Annotated in this window: 10 protein-coding genes; 6 read left to right on the top strand and 4 right to left on the bottom strand. The window is 68.8% G+C overall.

Features of this window, described 5'->3' with window-relative positions; translation table 11 throughout:
• Position 1: 1 nt before the first annotated feature.
• From urtD to urtA, 4 genes are read right to left on the bottom strand one after another with little or no spacing between them, the layout of a single operon-like run.
• Positions 2-850: an urea ABC transporter ATP-binding protein UrtD gene (gene urtD / locus ACKTT0_RS06995; protein WP_407849231.1), complete on the bottom strand. Its 849-nt coding sequence runs from the start codon at positions 848-850 to the stop codon at positions 2-4.
• A complete protein-coding gene (gene urtC, locus ACKTT0_RS07000) occupies positions 847-1,968 on the bottom strand; it encodes an urea ABC transporter permease subunit UrtC (protein ID WP_407849232.1) in 1,122 nt (373 codons plus the stop codon). The genes urtD and urtC overlap by 4 nt, the downstream gene beginning before the upstream one ends.
• A complete protein-coding gene (urtB, locus tag ACKTT0_RS07005; protein ID WP_407849233.1) occupies positions 1,965-3,590 on the bottom strand; it encodes an urea ABC transporter permease subunit UrtB in 1,626 nt (541 codons plus the stop codon). The genes urtC and urtB overlap by 4 nt, the downstream gene beginning before the upstream one ends.
• A gap of 16 nt (positions 3,591-3,606) precedes the next feature.
• Positions 3,607-4,857: an urea ABC transporter substrate-binding protein gene (gene urtA, locus ACKTT0_RS07010; protein WP_407849234.1), complete on the bottom strand. Its 1,251-nt coding sequence runs from the start codon at positions 4,855-4,857 to the stop codon at positions 3,607-3,609.
• A gap of 451 nt (positions 4,858-5,308) precedes the next feature.
• On the opposite strand from urtA, the gene atzF reads away from it, so the two are divergent.
• The 6 genes from atzF (at position 5,309) to ACKTT0_RS07040 (ending at position 14,883) form a co-directional block, all read left to right on the top strand.
• Positions 5,309-7,153 carry an allophanate hydrolase gene (gene atzF / locus ACKTT0_RS07015; protein ID WP_407849235.1) on the top strand — a complete coding sequence of 615 codons (1,845 nt, stop codon included), beginning with the start codon at positions 5,309-5,311 and terminating at the stop codon, positions 7,151-7,153.
• A 5-nt stretch (positions 7,154-7,158) separates the two neighbouring features.
• Positions 7,159-10,794, top strand: coding sequence for an urea carboxylase (uca, locus tag ACKTT0_RS07020; RefSeq protein WP_407849236.1), 3,636 nt, complete (start codon positions 7,159-7,161; stop codon positions 10,792-10,794).
• A 1-nt stretch (position 10,795) separates the two neighbouring features.
• Positions 10,796-11,518: a GntR family transcriptional regulator gene (locus tag ACKTT0_RS07025; protein WP_407849237.1), complete on the top strand. Its 723-nt coding sequence runs from the start codon at positions 10,796-10,798 to the stop codon at positions 11,516-11,518.
• 335 nt (positions 11,519-11,853) lie between these two features.
• Positions 11,854-12,978, top strand: coding sequence for a COG1470 family protein (locus tag ACKTT0_RS07030; RefSeq protein WP_407849238.1), 1,125 nt, complete (start codon positions 11,854-11,856; stop codon positions 12,976-12,978).
• Positions 12,975-13,931: an ABC transporter ATP-binding protein gene (locus ACKTT0_RS07035; protein WP_407849239.1), complete on the top strand. Its 957-nt coding sequence runs from the start codon at positions 12,975-12,977 to the stop codon at positions 13,929-13,931. The genes ACKTT0_RS07030 and ACKTT0_RS07035 overlap by 4 nt, the downstream gene beginning before the upstream one ends.
• Entirely contained in the window at positions 13,918-14,883 is a 966-nt protein-coding gene (locus ACKTT0_RS07040) for an ABC transporter permease (RefSeq protein ID WP_407849240.1), read from the top strand. Before ACKTT0_RS07035 ends, ACKTT0_RS07040 begins: the two co-directional genes overlap by 14 nt.
• The last annotated feature ends 93 nt before the right edge of the window (positions 14,884-14,976 follow it).

Here is a 14,976-nt window from a genome sequence, read left to right on the forward strand (position 1 = left end):
CTCAGCGCCCCAGATAGACTTCGATGACCCGCGGATCCGCCTGCACCTGGGCCATCGTGCCCTCGGCCAGCACCGCGCCCTCGTGCAGCACCGTCACTTTGCCGCCATCGGCGATGCGCGCCACGAAATCCATGTCGTGCTCGACCACCATCAGCGAATGGCGGCCGCGCAATTCGTTCAGCAGTTCGCCGGTGCGTTCGGTCTCGGCGTCGGTCATGCCGGCCACCGGCTCGTCCAACAGCAGCAGCCGGGGCTCCTGCATGAGCAGCATGCCGATCTCCAGCCACTGCTTCTGGCCGTGTGAAAGCAGCCCCGCCGCGCGCCATGCCGCATCGGTCAACCGGATCAGCGCCAGGGTCTCGGCGATGCGGTCGGCCTGTTCGCCCGTCAGGCGGGCGAACAGCGTCGGCCGCACGCGCTTGTCGGCCTTCATGGCCATTTCCAGGTTCTCGAATACCGTGTGCTGCTCGAACACCGTGGGCCGCTGGAATTTGCGGCCGATGCCGGCGCGGGCGATCTGCGCCTCGTTCAACGTGGCGAGGTCGATGTTCTGGCCGAAGAACGCGGTGCCGGCGCTGGGCCGGGTCTTGCCCGTGATGACGTCCATCATGGTGGTCTTGCCCGCCCCATTGGGGCCGATGATGCAGCGCAGCTCGCCCACGCCGATATCTAGCGTCAGGTCGTTCAGCGCCTTGAAGCCGTCGAAGCTGACCGTGATGCCGTCCAGGTACAGGATGGCGCCATGGGTGGTGTCCACGCCTTGCGGCTTGACCCGGCCGTAAGAAGCCTGCCCGCCGGGCCCGCCGGCGTCGATGCCGGCGGCCGCCGGCTGGTGCGAATCGATGGTCATGCCGTGCGCTCCTGCCGGCGCGTCGCCCAGCGCCGCACCAATCCGACAATGCCCTGCGGCAGCAACAGCGTCACCAGCACGAAGATCAGGCCCAGGGCGTACAGCCAGAACTCCGGGAACACGCTAGTGAACCAGGTTTTCAGCCCATTGACGGCTCCGGCGCCAATAATGGGACCGATCAGGGTGCCGCGCCCGCCCGTGGCGACCCAGATCACCATCTCGATGGAGTTTTCGGTGGACATTTCGCCAGGGTTGATGATGCCGACCTGCGGCACGTACAGCGCGCCGGCCACGCCGCACATCACGGCCGAGAGGGTCCAGACGAACAACTTGAAGCCGAGCGGCTCGTAGCCAATGAAGCGCACGCGGCTCTCGGCGTCGCGCACCGCGGTAAGCACCCGGCCCAGCTTGGACTGCGTGACCGCGCGCGCCAGCACCAGGGCCCCGAACAGCGCGGCCAGCGTGATCCAGTACAGCGCCGCGCGCGTGCCCGGGGCCGTGATGTCGAACCCCAGGATGCGCTTGAAATCGGTGAAGCCATTGTTGCCGCCGAAGCCGGTGTCGTTGCGGAAGAACAGCAGCATGGCCGCGAAGGTCAGGGCCTGCGTGATGATCGAAAAATACACCCCCTTGATGCGCGAGCGGAACGCGAAGTACCCGAACACGAACGCCAGCCCGCCCGGCACCAGCACCACCAGCAGCATGGCGTACCAGAAGTGGTCGGTGAACGCCCAGTACCACGGGTATTCCTGCCAATTCAAGAACACCATGAAATCAGGCACGTCGCTCTGGTGGACGCCATCGCGCCCGATGGCTCGCATCAAATACATGCCATGCGCGTAGCCGCCCAAAGCGAAGAACAGGCCATGGCCCAGCGAGAGAATGCCCGCGTAGCCCCACACCAGGTCCAGCGCCAGCGCGGCCAGGGCATAACACATGAACTTGCCCAGCAGCGCCACCGCATAGGCGGACACATGCAGCGCATGCCCAGGCGGAAATGCCAGGTTCAAGGCGGGCAGCAGCGCCAGCAGCGCGGCGGCCGCGGCCAGCGCGCACCACGCCCGCGGGCCGAACAGCGGGCGGCGCGCGAGCGCGGGGTTCAGGGTGGCGACGGTCATTCGGCGCTCCTGCCGCGCGGCGCGAACAAGCCTTGCGGCCGCTTCTGCACGAACAACACGATCAGCACCAGGATGGCGATCTTGGCCATGACGGCTCCGGAATGAGGCTCGAGAAACTTGGTGATGGCGCCCAGGCCCAGTGCCGCGACCACGGTGCCGGCCAACTGCCCCACCCCGCCCAGCACGACCACCATGAACGAATCGACGATGTACGCGCGCCCCAGGTCGGGGCCGACATTGCCCAGCTGCGACAGGGCCACGCCGGCCAGCCCGGCGATGCCCGAGCCCAGCCCGAAAGCCAGCATGTCGACGCGGCCGGTGGGCACGCCCACGCAATCGGCCATGCGGCGGTTCTGCGTGATGGCGCGCACGAACAGGCCCAACCGCGTGTGGTTCAGCAACAGCCATACGAACACCACCACCAGCACGGCGAATACGATGATGGCAAGGCGGTTATAGGAAAGCGCCAGGCTGCCCAGCACCGTGATGCCGCCGCTCATCCACGATGGGTTGCCGACTTCCACGTTCTGCGCGCCGAACACCGTGCGCACGGCCTGTATGAGCATCAGGCTGATGCCCCAGGTCGCCAGCAGCGTTTCAAGCGGCCGCCCGTACAACCAGCGGATCACGGTGCGCTCCAGCGCCATGCCCACCAGCCCGGTGACCGCGAAAGCCACCGGCAGGGCGGCGATGACGTAGGCGTCCAGCCATTGCGGGAACCAGAGCCGGAACAGGCCCTGCACCGCATAGGCGACATAGGCGCCGATCATCAGCAGTTCGCCGTGGGCCATGTTGATCACGCCCATCAGGCCGAAGGTGATTGCCAGGCCCAGCGCGGCCAGCAGCAGCACGCTGCCCAGGCTGATACCGTAGAACAAGTTGCCCGCCCATTCCACCAGGGACAGGTGCCGCTCGATGCGATGCAAGGCGGTGCCCGCGGCGGCACGCACCCCGGCATCGGGCTCGGCGTGACGGCCCTCGGCATCCTGCTGCAGCAAGGCCGCCAGCACCGGCCGGAACGCCGCATTGCCGCTGCGACCCAGGACCTCAACGGCGTGGCGCCGCACCGTCGGGGCCGCGCTTTGCAGTTGCAGCGTCGCGGCGGCGATCTCCAGCGCTGCCCTGACCCTGGCATCCGGTTCGGACGCCAGGGCTTTCTCCAGCATGGGCAGCGCGCCCGGATCGGCGCCGCGCTGCAAGCGCTGCGCCGCCGCGAGCCGCTGGGCCGGATCGGGCGCGTGCAACCGTGCCGTGGCCAGCGCGGCCGCGATGGCGCGACGCAGGCGATTGTTGACCGATATCGTATCCGCCGACGCCGGCATGTCGGCAGGCTGGCCGGTTGCGGCATCGACCGTGCCCGCACCGGTATCCACCACCAGCCTGCCGTCCGGCGCGACATACAGCCGGTCGCTACCCAGCGCCTCGAGCACTGTCACCGCTTGTGGCGCGGGCTGTGCGCCCAGGCGTGCGATGGCGGCGAGCCGCGCGTCGGTATCGTCGCCCGCCAAGGGCGCCAGCAGCGCCGGATCCAGGCCGTCCGCCGCGGCGGACGGCACCCAGGCGCCCGCCAGCCAGGCCAGGGCCAGGCGTAGCAGGAACCGCATCACGAACGCGCTGCGCATCGTCGCTTCTCCGCGCCTACAGGCCCTGCTTGCCTTCATTGCCAGGAATGTACGGGCTCCACGGCTGGGCGCGGATCGGCCCCTTGCTCTTCCACACCACGTTGAACTGGCCGTCCGCCTTGATCTCGCCGATGTAGACCGGCTTATGCAAGTGATGGTTGGTCTGGTCCATCTGCACGGTAAAGCCGTCCGGCGCCTCGAAAGTTTGGCCGCTCATGGCGGAGATCACGGGATCGACCTCCGTGGTGCCGGCCTTCTCAACCGCCTGCTTCCACATGTGGATGCCGATATAGGTGGCCTCCATCGGGTCGTTGGTAACCGCCGTGGTGGCATTGGGCAGGTTGCGCGCCTTGGCATACGCGCGCCACTTCTCGATAAAGGCTGCGTTGACGGGGTTCTTGATCGACTGGAAGTAATTCCAGGCGGCCAGGTGGCCGACCAGCGGCCGGGTATCGACCCCGCGCAGCTCTTCCTCGCCGACCGAAAACGCGACGACCGGCACATCGGTGGCCTTCAAGCCGGCATTGCCGAGCTCCTTGTAGAAGGGCACGTTCGAATCGCCGTTGATGGTCGAGACCACGGCGGTACGGCCGCCGGTGGCGAAACGCTTGATGCCGGCGACGATGGTCTGGTAGTCCGAATGACCGAAGGGCGTGTAGATCTCCTGGATGTCCTCGTCCTTCACCCCCTTCGAATGGAGGAAGGCGCGCAGGATCTTGTTGGTCGTGCGCGGGTAGACATAGTCGGTGCCCAGCAGCACGAAGCGCTTGGCGCCGCCACCGTCCTCGCTCATGAGGTATTCCACCGCGGGAATGGCCTGCTGGTTGGGCGCGGCGCCGGTATAGAACACATTCTTTTCCAGTTCCTCGCCTTCGTACTGCACGGGATAGAACAGCAGGCCGTTGAGCTCCTTGAATACCGGCAGCACCGACTTGCGCGACACCGAGGTCCAGCAGCCGAACACCACCGACACTTTGTCCTGCGCGAGCAACTGGCGGGCCTTTTCGGCGAACAGCGGCCAGTTCGAGGCCGGATCCACCACCACGGGCTCGAGCTGCTTGCCCAGGACGCCACCTTGCGCGTTGATCTCCTCGATCGCCATCAGCGCCACGTCCTTGAGCGAGGTCTCGGAAATGGCCATGGTGCCCGACAGCGAATGCAGGATGCCGACCTTGATGGTGTCGGCGGCCATCACGGCCGGCGCCCATCCCGCCAGCGCCAGCAGGCTGGCTGCGGTCAATTGCTTCAGTACGAGTCTGCGCTTCATCGCTTGGATCCTTTTCTTGAATGGGCCGGCAGCGCCGGCGTGATCTGCCTGTGCATCGAACCATGTCGCCCGCATCGCAAATGCCGCGGCCACGCGTGCATCAGGGCAAAAGCAATTCGTATGCCAACTCGCTTGCGGAGCTTGGCCGGGCACATGGCCGGCGCGATGGCGCGGGCGTGCGCGGGGCGTGCCGGCCGGCCAGCACCTCTCGATACAACGGCCGGGCACGGACCCGATGTTGGTGCAGAGGCACGGCATCAGTGCATGCATGCCCGACTTCGGTGCGCGAACGCGCGGCCCGGGCACCTGCCCGCGATGCGGCACGCCTCCTGCGCGGCCCGGAGCGCCTCGCGCAAACCCGCATGGATATTGGCTCTGCCGGTAATCGGCAGAAGTTGGCATATCGATTGCTTTGGTTGGAACGACTTGTATACAAGCGAGGATCCCAGGCATGAATGCCAACAACGTCATCGAAGCAACGCGCGGATGGACCCTGGCCGACTGGCACGCGGCCTATCGCGAGCATGGCGCGCAGCCGGCCGACTTGCTGGGCCGGCTGCGCGCCGGCCTGCAAGCGGACGACCCCGCCTGGATCTGCCGCGCCGACGCAGCCTGCCTGCAGGAGCAACTCGACGCGCTGGCGCGCCGGTTGGCGCAGGCGGACGGCGACCTGGCCCGCCTGCCGTTGTATGGCGTGCCGTTCGCCATCAAGGACAACATCGACGCCGCCGGCTGGCCCACCACCGCTGCCTGCCCTGCCTTCGCATACACGGCGGCGCAAGATGCCGACGTCGTGCGGCGCCTGCGCGCGGCGGGCGCCATCCTGATCGGCAAGACCAACCTGGACCAGTTCGCCACCGGCCTGGTGGGCACGCGCTCGCCGCACGGCGCCGTGCCCAACACCTTCGATCCCGCGTATGTCAGCGGCGGCTCGAGCTCGGGCTCGGCCAGCGTCGTCGCGCGCGGCCTGGCCGCCTTCGCGCTGGGCACCGATACCGCCGGCTCCGGCCGCGTCCCGGCCGGCTTCAACAATATCGTCGGACTCAAGCCGACCCGCGGCTGGCTCAGTACGCGCGGTGTCGTGCCAGCTTGCCGCACGCTGGATTGCGTGTCGATCTTCGCACTGACAGTCGACGATGCCGACACCGTCGCCATGCTGGCGGGCGGCTATGACGCGCACGACCCATACTCGCGCCACGCGCCGGCCATGCCCACCCAGCTGGCCCGCCAGCCGCGCCTGGCCATTCCCGCCGAGCCCGAGTTCCACGGCGACGCGCAGGCGCAGGCGGCCTATGAGCGCTCCCTGGACGCGTTGCGCACGCTGGGGGCAACGCTGGAGCCCATCGACTTCGCGCCGTTCCGCCAGTTGGCCGACCTGCTGTACCAGGGGCCATGGGTCGCCGAGCGCTACGCGGCGGTGCGCGCCCTGCACGAGCGGGCGCCCGATGCAATCGAACCGGTCGTGCGCGGCATCGTCGAGCAGGCGGCCCGCTACAGTGCCGTCGACGCCTTCGAGGCCGAGTACCGCCGCGCCGCGCTGGCGCGCGTCATCCAGCAGACGCTGGCCGGCTACGACGCCATGGTCGTGCCCACCTCGCCGTCCATCTACACCATCGCGCAACTGCGCGAAGAACCGGTCGCGCTGAACACGCGGCTGGGCGCCTACACCAACTTCGCCAACCTGGCCGACTTGTCCGCGCTGGCGTTGCCCGCTGGCGTGCGCGCCGACGGGCTGCCCTGCGGCATCACCTTGATCGGCCCGGCCTGGCATGATCGCGCGCTGGCCGAATTCGGACGCCGCTGGGAAGCCGCGCAGGGCGGCACCCTGGGCGCCACCGGCCGGGCCCGGCCGACCGCGCTTGCGCCACGGCCGGCCGCGCCGGCCCAGACGGTGCAGGTCGCCGTCGTGGGAGCCCACCTGCGCGGCATGCCGCTGAACCATCAACTGACCTCCCGCGGCGCGCGCTTCCTCGAAGCCACCCACAGCGCGCCGGCGTACCGCTTGTATGCATTGGCCGGCAGCACGCCGCCCAAGCCCGGCCTGGCGCGCGATGTGGGCGGCGCGTCGATCGCCGTGGAGGTCTGGGAGCTCTCGCATGCCGCGTTCGGCGAATTCGTGGCCGAGATCCCGCCGCCACTGGGAATCGGCACGCTCGAACTCGCCGACGGGCGCCAGGTGAAGGGTTTCATTTGCGAGCCGTGCGGCATCGCGGGCGCGCGCGACATCACCGAGTTCGGCGGCTGGCGCGCCTACCTGCGCCATCAGCAAGATTCCGTGGCCCACCAAGGGGAATAACCATAATGTTCCATACCGTACTCATCGCCAACCGCGGCGAAATCGCCGTGCGCGCCATTCGCACGCTCAAGCGCCTGGGCATCAGGAGCGTGGCCGTGCATTCCGACGCCGACCGCAACGCGGCGCACGTGCGCCAGGCCGACGTCGCTGTCGCGCTGGGCGGCGACAAGGCCGCGGACAGCTACCTGCGCATCGATCGCATCCTGGAGGCGGCCCGCTCTACCGGCGCGCAGGCCATCTTCCCCGGCTATGGCTTTCTGTCCGAGAGCGCCGAGTTCGCCGAGGCGTGCATGGCGGCCGGCATCGTGTTTATCGGGCCCACGCCGCGGCAATTGCGCGAATTCGGCCTGAAGCACCGGGCACGCGAGCTGGCCGCGGCGGCCGGCGTACCCATGACGCCTGGCAGCGGTCTGCTGGCCGATGCCGAGGACGCCCTGGCGCAGGCTGAACGCATTGGCTACCCCGTCATGCTCAAGAGCACCGCGGGCGGCGGCGGCATCGGCCTGTCGCGCTGCGCCGACCCCGCGGAGCTGATCGCCGCCTACGCGGCCGTGCAGCACCAGGGCCGGACGTTTTTCAGCGACGGCGGCGCATTCCTGGAACGCTATGTCGACCAGGCGCGCCACGTGGAAGTGCAGATCTTCGGCGACGGCCAGGGCCGGGTGGTCGCCCTGGGAGAGCGCGACTGCTCCATCCAGCGCCGCAACCAGAAGATCATCGAGGAAACGCCGGCGCCGGGGCTGCCCCAGGCCACGCGGGCGGCCTTGCTGCGCGCCGCGGTCATGCTGGGCGAATCCGTGCAGTACCGTTCGGCGGGCACGGTGGAATTCATCTACGACCAGGCGCGCGACGCCTTCTACTTCCTGGAAGTCAACACGCGCCTGCAGGTCGAGCATCCCGTCACCGAGGCCGTCACCGGCCTCGACCTGATCGAGTGCATGCTGCGCGTGGCGGCCGGCGATGCGCTGGACTGGGCAGCGTTGCACCGTCCGCCGCGCGGCGCGGCCATCGAGGTGCGCCTGTACGCGGAAGACCCGGCGCGCGGCTTCCAGCCCTCGCCCGGGGTCTTGACCGGTGTGCAGTTCCCCGAGGACGCGCGCGTGGATGGCTGGGTCGAGACCGGTACCGAGGTACCGCCCTATTACGACCCCATGCTGGCCAAGCTTATCGTGCACGGCACCGACCGCGGCGACGCCATGCGCAAGCTGCGCGATGCGTTGGCCCGCACGCAACTGCATGGCATCGCCACCAACCTGGAGTTCCTGCGCCAGGTCGCGGCCGAGCCGCGCTTCCAGGCCGGCGAGCTGTCCACGCGCTTCCTGGAGCGCTTCGACTTCCGCCCCGCGGCGCTCGAAGTGCTGGAGGCGGGCACCTACACCAGCGTCCAGGACTACCCCGGACGCATCGGCTATTGGAATATCGGCGTGCCGCCATCCGGCCCCATGGACGACTATGCATTCCGGCTGGCCAACCGCATTGTCGGCAATGCGCCCGAAGCCGCGGGCCTGGAATGCACGCTGGCGGGGCCGAGCCTGAAGTTCCATCACGACGCGGTGGTGGCCCTGACGGGCGCGCGCATGGAGGCCCTGCTGGATGGCCAGCCGATGCCCATGTGGGAGCCGGTCGCGGTGCGCCGCGGCCAGGTGCTGGCCATGGGGCGCGCGATCACCGGCTGCCGCAGCTACCTGGCGGTGCGCAACGGCCTGGACGTGCCGTGCTACCTGGGTAGCCGGTCGACCTTCGCGCTGGGCCAGTTCGGCGGCCATGCGGGACGCTGCCTGCGCGCCGGCGACATGCTGCCGGTGGCGCAGCCCGGCCTGCCGGCCAGCCTGACCCCGCCGCCCGCCACCGTGCCTGCCCCGGCCGACCCGGCCCTGGTCCCCGAGTATCCCGGCCACTGGCAGATCGGCGTGCTGATCGGCCCGCACGGCGCGCCCGACTTCTTCACCGCCGAGTCCATCGAACAGTTCTTCGCCGCCGACTGGGAAGTGCACTACAACTCGAACCGCCTCGGCGTGCGCCTGCTGGGCCCCAAGCCTGCCTGGACGCGGCAGGATGGCGGCGAAGCCGGCCTGCATCCGTCCAATATCCACGACTGCGAATATGCCATCGGCAGCATCAACTTCACCGGCGACAGCCCGGTCATCCTGACGCGCGACGGACCCAGCCTGGGCGGGTTCGTCTGCCCGGTAACCATCGCCAAGGCAGAGCTCTGGAAGGTCGGCCAGGTGCGGCCCGGCGACCGCATCCGCTTCACGCCGCTGACCGCGGACCAGGCGCTGGACCTGCAGGCGCGGCAGGAAGCCGCCATCGCAACGCTGCGCGCCGACCACTTGCCCGTGCTCACGCCCCCCCACCCGGCGCCGGGCGGGCTATCGCCCATCGTGGCCCGACTGCCCGCAACCGACGCCCGGCCCATCGTGACGTACCGGCAGGCGGGCGACAGCTACCTGTTGCTGGAGTACGGCGAAAATGTCCTGGACCTGGCCTTGCGCATGCGGGTGCATCTGCTGATGCAGGCCCTGGCGGCGACGCCCATCGCCGGGGTACTGGAGTGCTCGCCGGGCGTGCGCTCGTTGCAGATCCAGTACGACAGCCGCGCCATCAGCCAGGATGCGCTGGTATCCCGCCTGCTGGGCATCGAGGAAACCCTGCCCGACGTGGCCACCCTGACAGTACCCACCCGGGTGGTGTACCTGCCCATGGCCTTCGAAGACAGCGCCACGCTGGGCGCCGTGCAGCGCTACCAGGAAACGGTGCGGGCGAGCGCGCCCTGGCTGCCGAACAACGTGGATTTCATCCAGCGCATCAACGGGTTGGCATCGCGCGACGACGTGCGCCGCATCGTGTTCGATGCGAGCTACCTGGTCCTGGGGCTGGGCGACGTATACCTGGGCGCACCTTGCGCCGTACCCATCGACCCGCGCCACCGCCTGCTGACATCGAAGTACAACCCGGCGCGCACCTATACTGCCGAAGGCACGGTGGGCATCGGCGGCGTGTACATGTGCATCTACGGCATGGATTCGCCCGGCGGCTACCAACTGGTCGGGCGCACGCTGCCGATCTGGAACAAGTTCCTGAAGAACCCGGTGTTCCGGGACGGCCAGCCATGGCTGCTGCGCTTCTTCGACCAGGTCCGCTTCTATCCGGTGTCCGAGGCCGAGTTGTCGGTCCTGCGGGAAGACTTCCGCGAAGGACGCGCCACGCTGCGCATCGAAGAGGAAGATTTCGATTTCGCCGCGCACCGTCGGTTCCTGGCGGAACATGGGGCCGACATCGACGCGTTCAAGGCGACGCAGCAAGCCGCCTTCGAAGCCGAAGTCGCGCTGTGGCAGGCGGAAGCCTCGACCGTCGCCGAATCGTCCGCGCCGGAAGAGGCCGCGCTGGAACTGTCGGCGACCGAGCGCGCAGTGTGCGCCGACCTGTGCGGCAATGTCTGGAAGATCCCGGTTGGCGTCGGACAACGCGTCGAAGCCGGCGACACGCTGGTCATTGTCGAGGCAATGAAGATGGAGCTTTCCATCAAGGCGGCTTTTGGCGGCACGGTCACCGCCATACGCTGTATTCCAGGCAAGCCGGTCAATAGCGGCGACACGCTGCTGGTCATCGACGCCGAGACCGATTGCGCGGTTGCCTGACATGCGCCTGAACCTGGCCGCCCTGCCCGACCAGCCGCCCGCCGCCGCCCCGGGCGCCACGCTGGCCGGGCAGGCCTACGCGCTGATCAAGCGCGACCTGTTCGAGTTCCGCATGCTGCCCGGCGACGATTTCACCGAAAGCGAACTGGTGGCGCGTCTGGGCGTGAGCCGCACGCCGGTGCGGCAGGCCTTGTACCGGCTGGAGCGCGAGGGCTTCGTGCTGCTGCGCCAGCGCAGCGGCTGGCGCGTGCGCCCGTTCGATTTCGAGCGGTTCGAAGCGCTCTACGATGTGCGCATCGTGCTGGAACAGGCCGCGGTCGCGCGTCTGTGCACCCTGCACGACATGGACGCCGCCGGGGCCCTGCCGGCGCTCAAGCGCGCCTGGCTCGTGACGCCTGCCGAGCGCCTGCGCAGCGGCCGCGAAGTGGCGGAGCTGGACGAAGATTTCCATTGCGCATTGGTCGCGGCGGCCGGCAATCCGGAGATGGCGCAGATTCATCGCGACGTGACCGAGAAGATCCGCATCATCCGCCAGCTCGATTTCACCAAGGGCTATCGCGTCGATGCCACTTACGTGGAGCACGGCGCCATCCTGCGCGCCGTCCTGGCGCGCCGCGCCGACGAGGCCGCGCGGATGTTGAAGGCGCACATCGAGATCAGCAAAGCCGAAGTGCGCAAGATCACCCTGCACCGCCTGCAGGCGGCCCGTCAGGCGCACGGCTAGACCGGCGCGCCGCGCTCCGGGCAGTTATTTTTTGCGGCGCAACGCGCCGGCATTCAGCTGCACGCAAGGTTGCGCGGGCGCCGACATTCAGCCCGGCTTCAGCAAATACCGGAAAACCCTCACTCGCGGGAACAAAATCGGCGCGCCTTGTTCATATCTCGCAGCAGGGCGCTGGCATGCGCGTGGCCTTGCGCCAGCGCAGCCGCCTTGCCACCTGTTCTGTCGCCGCCCGCATGCGCCGCGCCGTACGGCGTGCAGCCGCATGCGCCCGGCATTTCGAGGAGACCAACAACACCATGCGAAAAGCGCTCTCTTTCCTGGCCTTCGCAGCGGCCATGCTTCTTTCGACGCCCCTGCTCGCGCAGGACGGCAGCAACATCAAGGGCTTGTACCTGCTGACCGATTATCCGGCAGTCACCGCGCAGCCGGGCACCACCTCCACTTTGCGATTACAGTTGCGCAACTACGGCCTGCCGCCCGAACGGCTGGACCTGAAAGTCGAGGGCGTGCCCGAGGGCTGGAGCGCCACGCTGCTGGGCGGCGGGCAGCCGGTGGCGGCGGCCATGCCCGCCACCGACGACAGCACCTCGCTGCAACTGCAGCTGAAAGTGCCGGCCGACGCGGGCACGCAGCCGCGCACGCTGAACGTGGTGGCCGAAGGCGGCGGCCAGCGCATCGCCCTGCCGGTGCACATCATGCTGGCCAAGCAACTGCCCACCAAGCTCAGCCTGGATACGAAACTGCCGGCCATCCGCGGCGGCGCACAGTCTTCGTTCGACTACTCGCTGACGGTCAAGAACGACAGCGGCAAGGACCTGACCGTCAGCTTCGCCGTCAAGGCCCCGCAGTACTTCGACACCAGCTTCACCGAAGGCTATGGCAGCCAGCAGATCAGCTCGCTGCCCATCAAGGCTGGCGAATCCAAGGACATCAAGCTGACCGTCCGCCCGCCCGGCAATACGGAGCCCGGCAGCTATCCGGTGCAGGTCGTCGCCAGCGCCGACGGCATCGAGGCATCCAGCCAACTGCAGCTGGAAATCGTCGGCCAGCCGCGCCTGCGCCTGGCCGGCCGCGACGGCCTGATGAGCGGCAAGGCCGAAGCCGGCAAGCTGTCGTCGATCCCGGTGGTAGTGCGCAACGACGGCGGCGCCGCGGCCGACAACGTCGCGCTGTCGGGCAGCGGCCCATCGGGCTGGACAGTCGAATTCGAGCCCAAGAGCATCGAGCACCTGGCCCCGGGCCAGCAGGCCGAAGTACAGGCCCGCATCACGCCTTCCGAACGCTCGCTGGCGGGCGACTACATGACGCACCTCACCGCCACGGCCGCCGGCGAGTCGGCCAGCGGCGACTTCCGCATCACTGTTTCCACGTCCAGCCTGTGGGGTATCGCGGGCGCCATTATCCTGGCGATCGCGGTGCTGATCCTGGTGGGCGCCGTCGCGAGGTTCGGACGCCGATGAACGACACTCTCATAGAAGCGCAAGGCCTGACCAAGCGCTACGGCGGCACGCTGGCCGTCGACGACATCTCGTTCCAGGTCGGGCGCGGCGAGATCTTCGGCCTGCTGGGCCCGAACGGCGCCGGCAAGACGACCACCATCCTGATGCTGCTCGGGCTTACCGACACCAGCGCGGGCACCGTGCGCGTCCTGGGCCGCGACCCGCAGCGCGACCCCCTCGGCGTCAAGCGCCAGCTCGGCTACCTGCCGGACGCCGTCGGCTTCTACGACTACCTGTCGGCGCGCGCCAACCTAGCCTACACGGCGCGCCTGCTGGGGCTGGACGCCGGCGAGCGGGCCAGCCGGATCGACCGCGCGCTGGCGCGCATGCGCCTGTCGGAGGTGGGCGGGCGGCGCGTGGCGACGTATTCGCGCGGCATGCGGCAACGGCTCGGCCTGGCCGAGATCATCATGAAAGACGCGCGGGTGGCCATCCTGGACGAGCCGACATCGGGCCTGGACCCGCAATCCACCGAGGAATTCCTCGACCTGATCCGCAGCCTGAAAGAGGACGGCGTCACGGTGCTGCTTTCCTCTCATCTGCTGGACCACATGCAGCGGATCTGCGACCGCGTGGCGCTGTTCCGGCGCGGCCGCATCGCGCTGATGGGCAGTGTGCCGGAACTGGCGCGCCAGGTGCTGGGGACGGGCTTCGCGGTGGACGTGCAGGCGCAGGGCCCCGACTTGTCCGCGCAGCTCGGACAGGTCCGGGGCGTGCACTCGGTGCGGACGCTCGGGCCCGGCCACTACCGCCTGCTGGCCGAGGACGACGTGCGGGCCGACGCGGCGCGCGCCGTGGTGCAGGCCGGCGGCGACCTGCACCGCCTGTCGGTGGACCTGCCCAGCCTGGACGCCATCTACAACCGCTTCTTCCAGGATGCCGACACCAAGGAGGCCGATCATGCGCAAACGTGAAGGTTCGCCCTGGCAGGGCCTGGGCGCGGTCACGCTCAAGGAGTTTGCCGATCACCTGTCCAGCGCACGCATGCGGGTGCTGGAATGGCTGATCGTGCTGACCGCCGCGGCGGCGCTGTACGGCGCCCTGCAGCAGATCCGCGACACCACGGCGGAAGACCCGTTCGTGTTCTTGCGGGTCTTCACCACGGCACAGGCGCCGATGCCGTCGTTCGCCTCGCTGCTGGGCTTCCTGATCCCGCTGATCGCCATCGGCCTGGGCTTCGATGCCATCAACGGCGAGTACTCGCGCCGCACCATGAGCCGGCTTCTGTCCCAGCCGATCTACCGCGACGCCCTGCTGCTGGGCAAGTTCCTGGCCGGCATGGCGACACTGGCTATCAGCCTGCTGTGCCTGTGGCTGATCGTCATCGGCGTCGGGCTGCTGGCCCTGGGGGTGCCTCCCAGCGGCCAGGAAGTGGCGCGCTCGCTGCTGTTCCTGGCGATGGCCCTGGCGTACGCGGGGGTCTGGCTGGCGCTGTCGATGCTGTTCTCGGTGCTGTTCCGCTCGGCCGCCACCTCGGCGCTGGTGTCGCTGGGCCTGTGGCTGTTCCTGGCGCTGCTGTGGCCGTTGCTGGCCTCGGCTCTGGCCAATGCCATCGCGTCGCCGGACCTGGCGTCGCAACTGCTGGGCCAGCCCAGCCTGGCCACGCTGGAATGGCAGCAGGCGCTGCAACGGCTGTCGCCCGCGCAGCTGTTCAACGAGTCCATCATCGCCGTCCTCAGCCCCATGACCCGGGCCATCGGCCCGGTCTTCCTGGACCAGCTCGAGGGCGCGGTCATGGGCATGCCGCTGGCGCTGGCGCAGAGCCTGCAGATCGTCTGGGCGCAGGCGGTCGGCCTGGTTGCCGGCGTGATCCTGCTGTTCGCGCTGACGTACGTGGTGTTCCAGCGGCAGGAGGTGCGGGCCTAGCGGGTGCGCGCCCGGCGGGCATCCGGCTCGCGGGCCGGATGCCTGCGCGCGCGCAAGGGGTATACGGCTTTCTGTGTACGCCTGTGTGGCAGA

The sequence above is a fragment of the Bordetella saccharivorans genome, assembly GCF_045862855.1.
In the GTDB taxonomy this organism is placed as follows: domain Bacteria; phylum Pseudomonadota; class Gammaproteobacteria; order Burkholderiales; family Burkholderiaceae_B; genus Bordetella_A; species Bordetella_A petrii_F.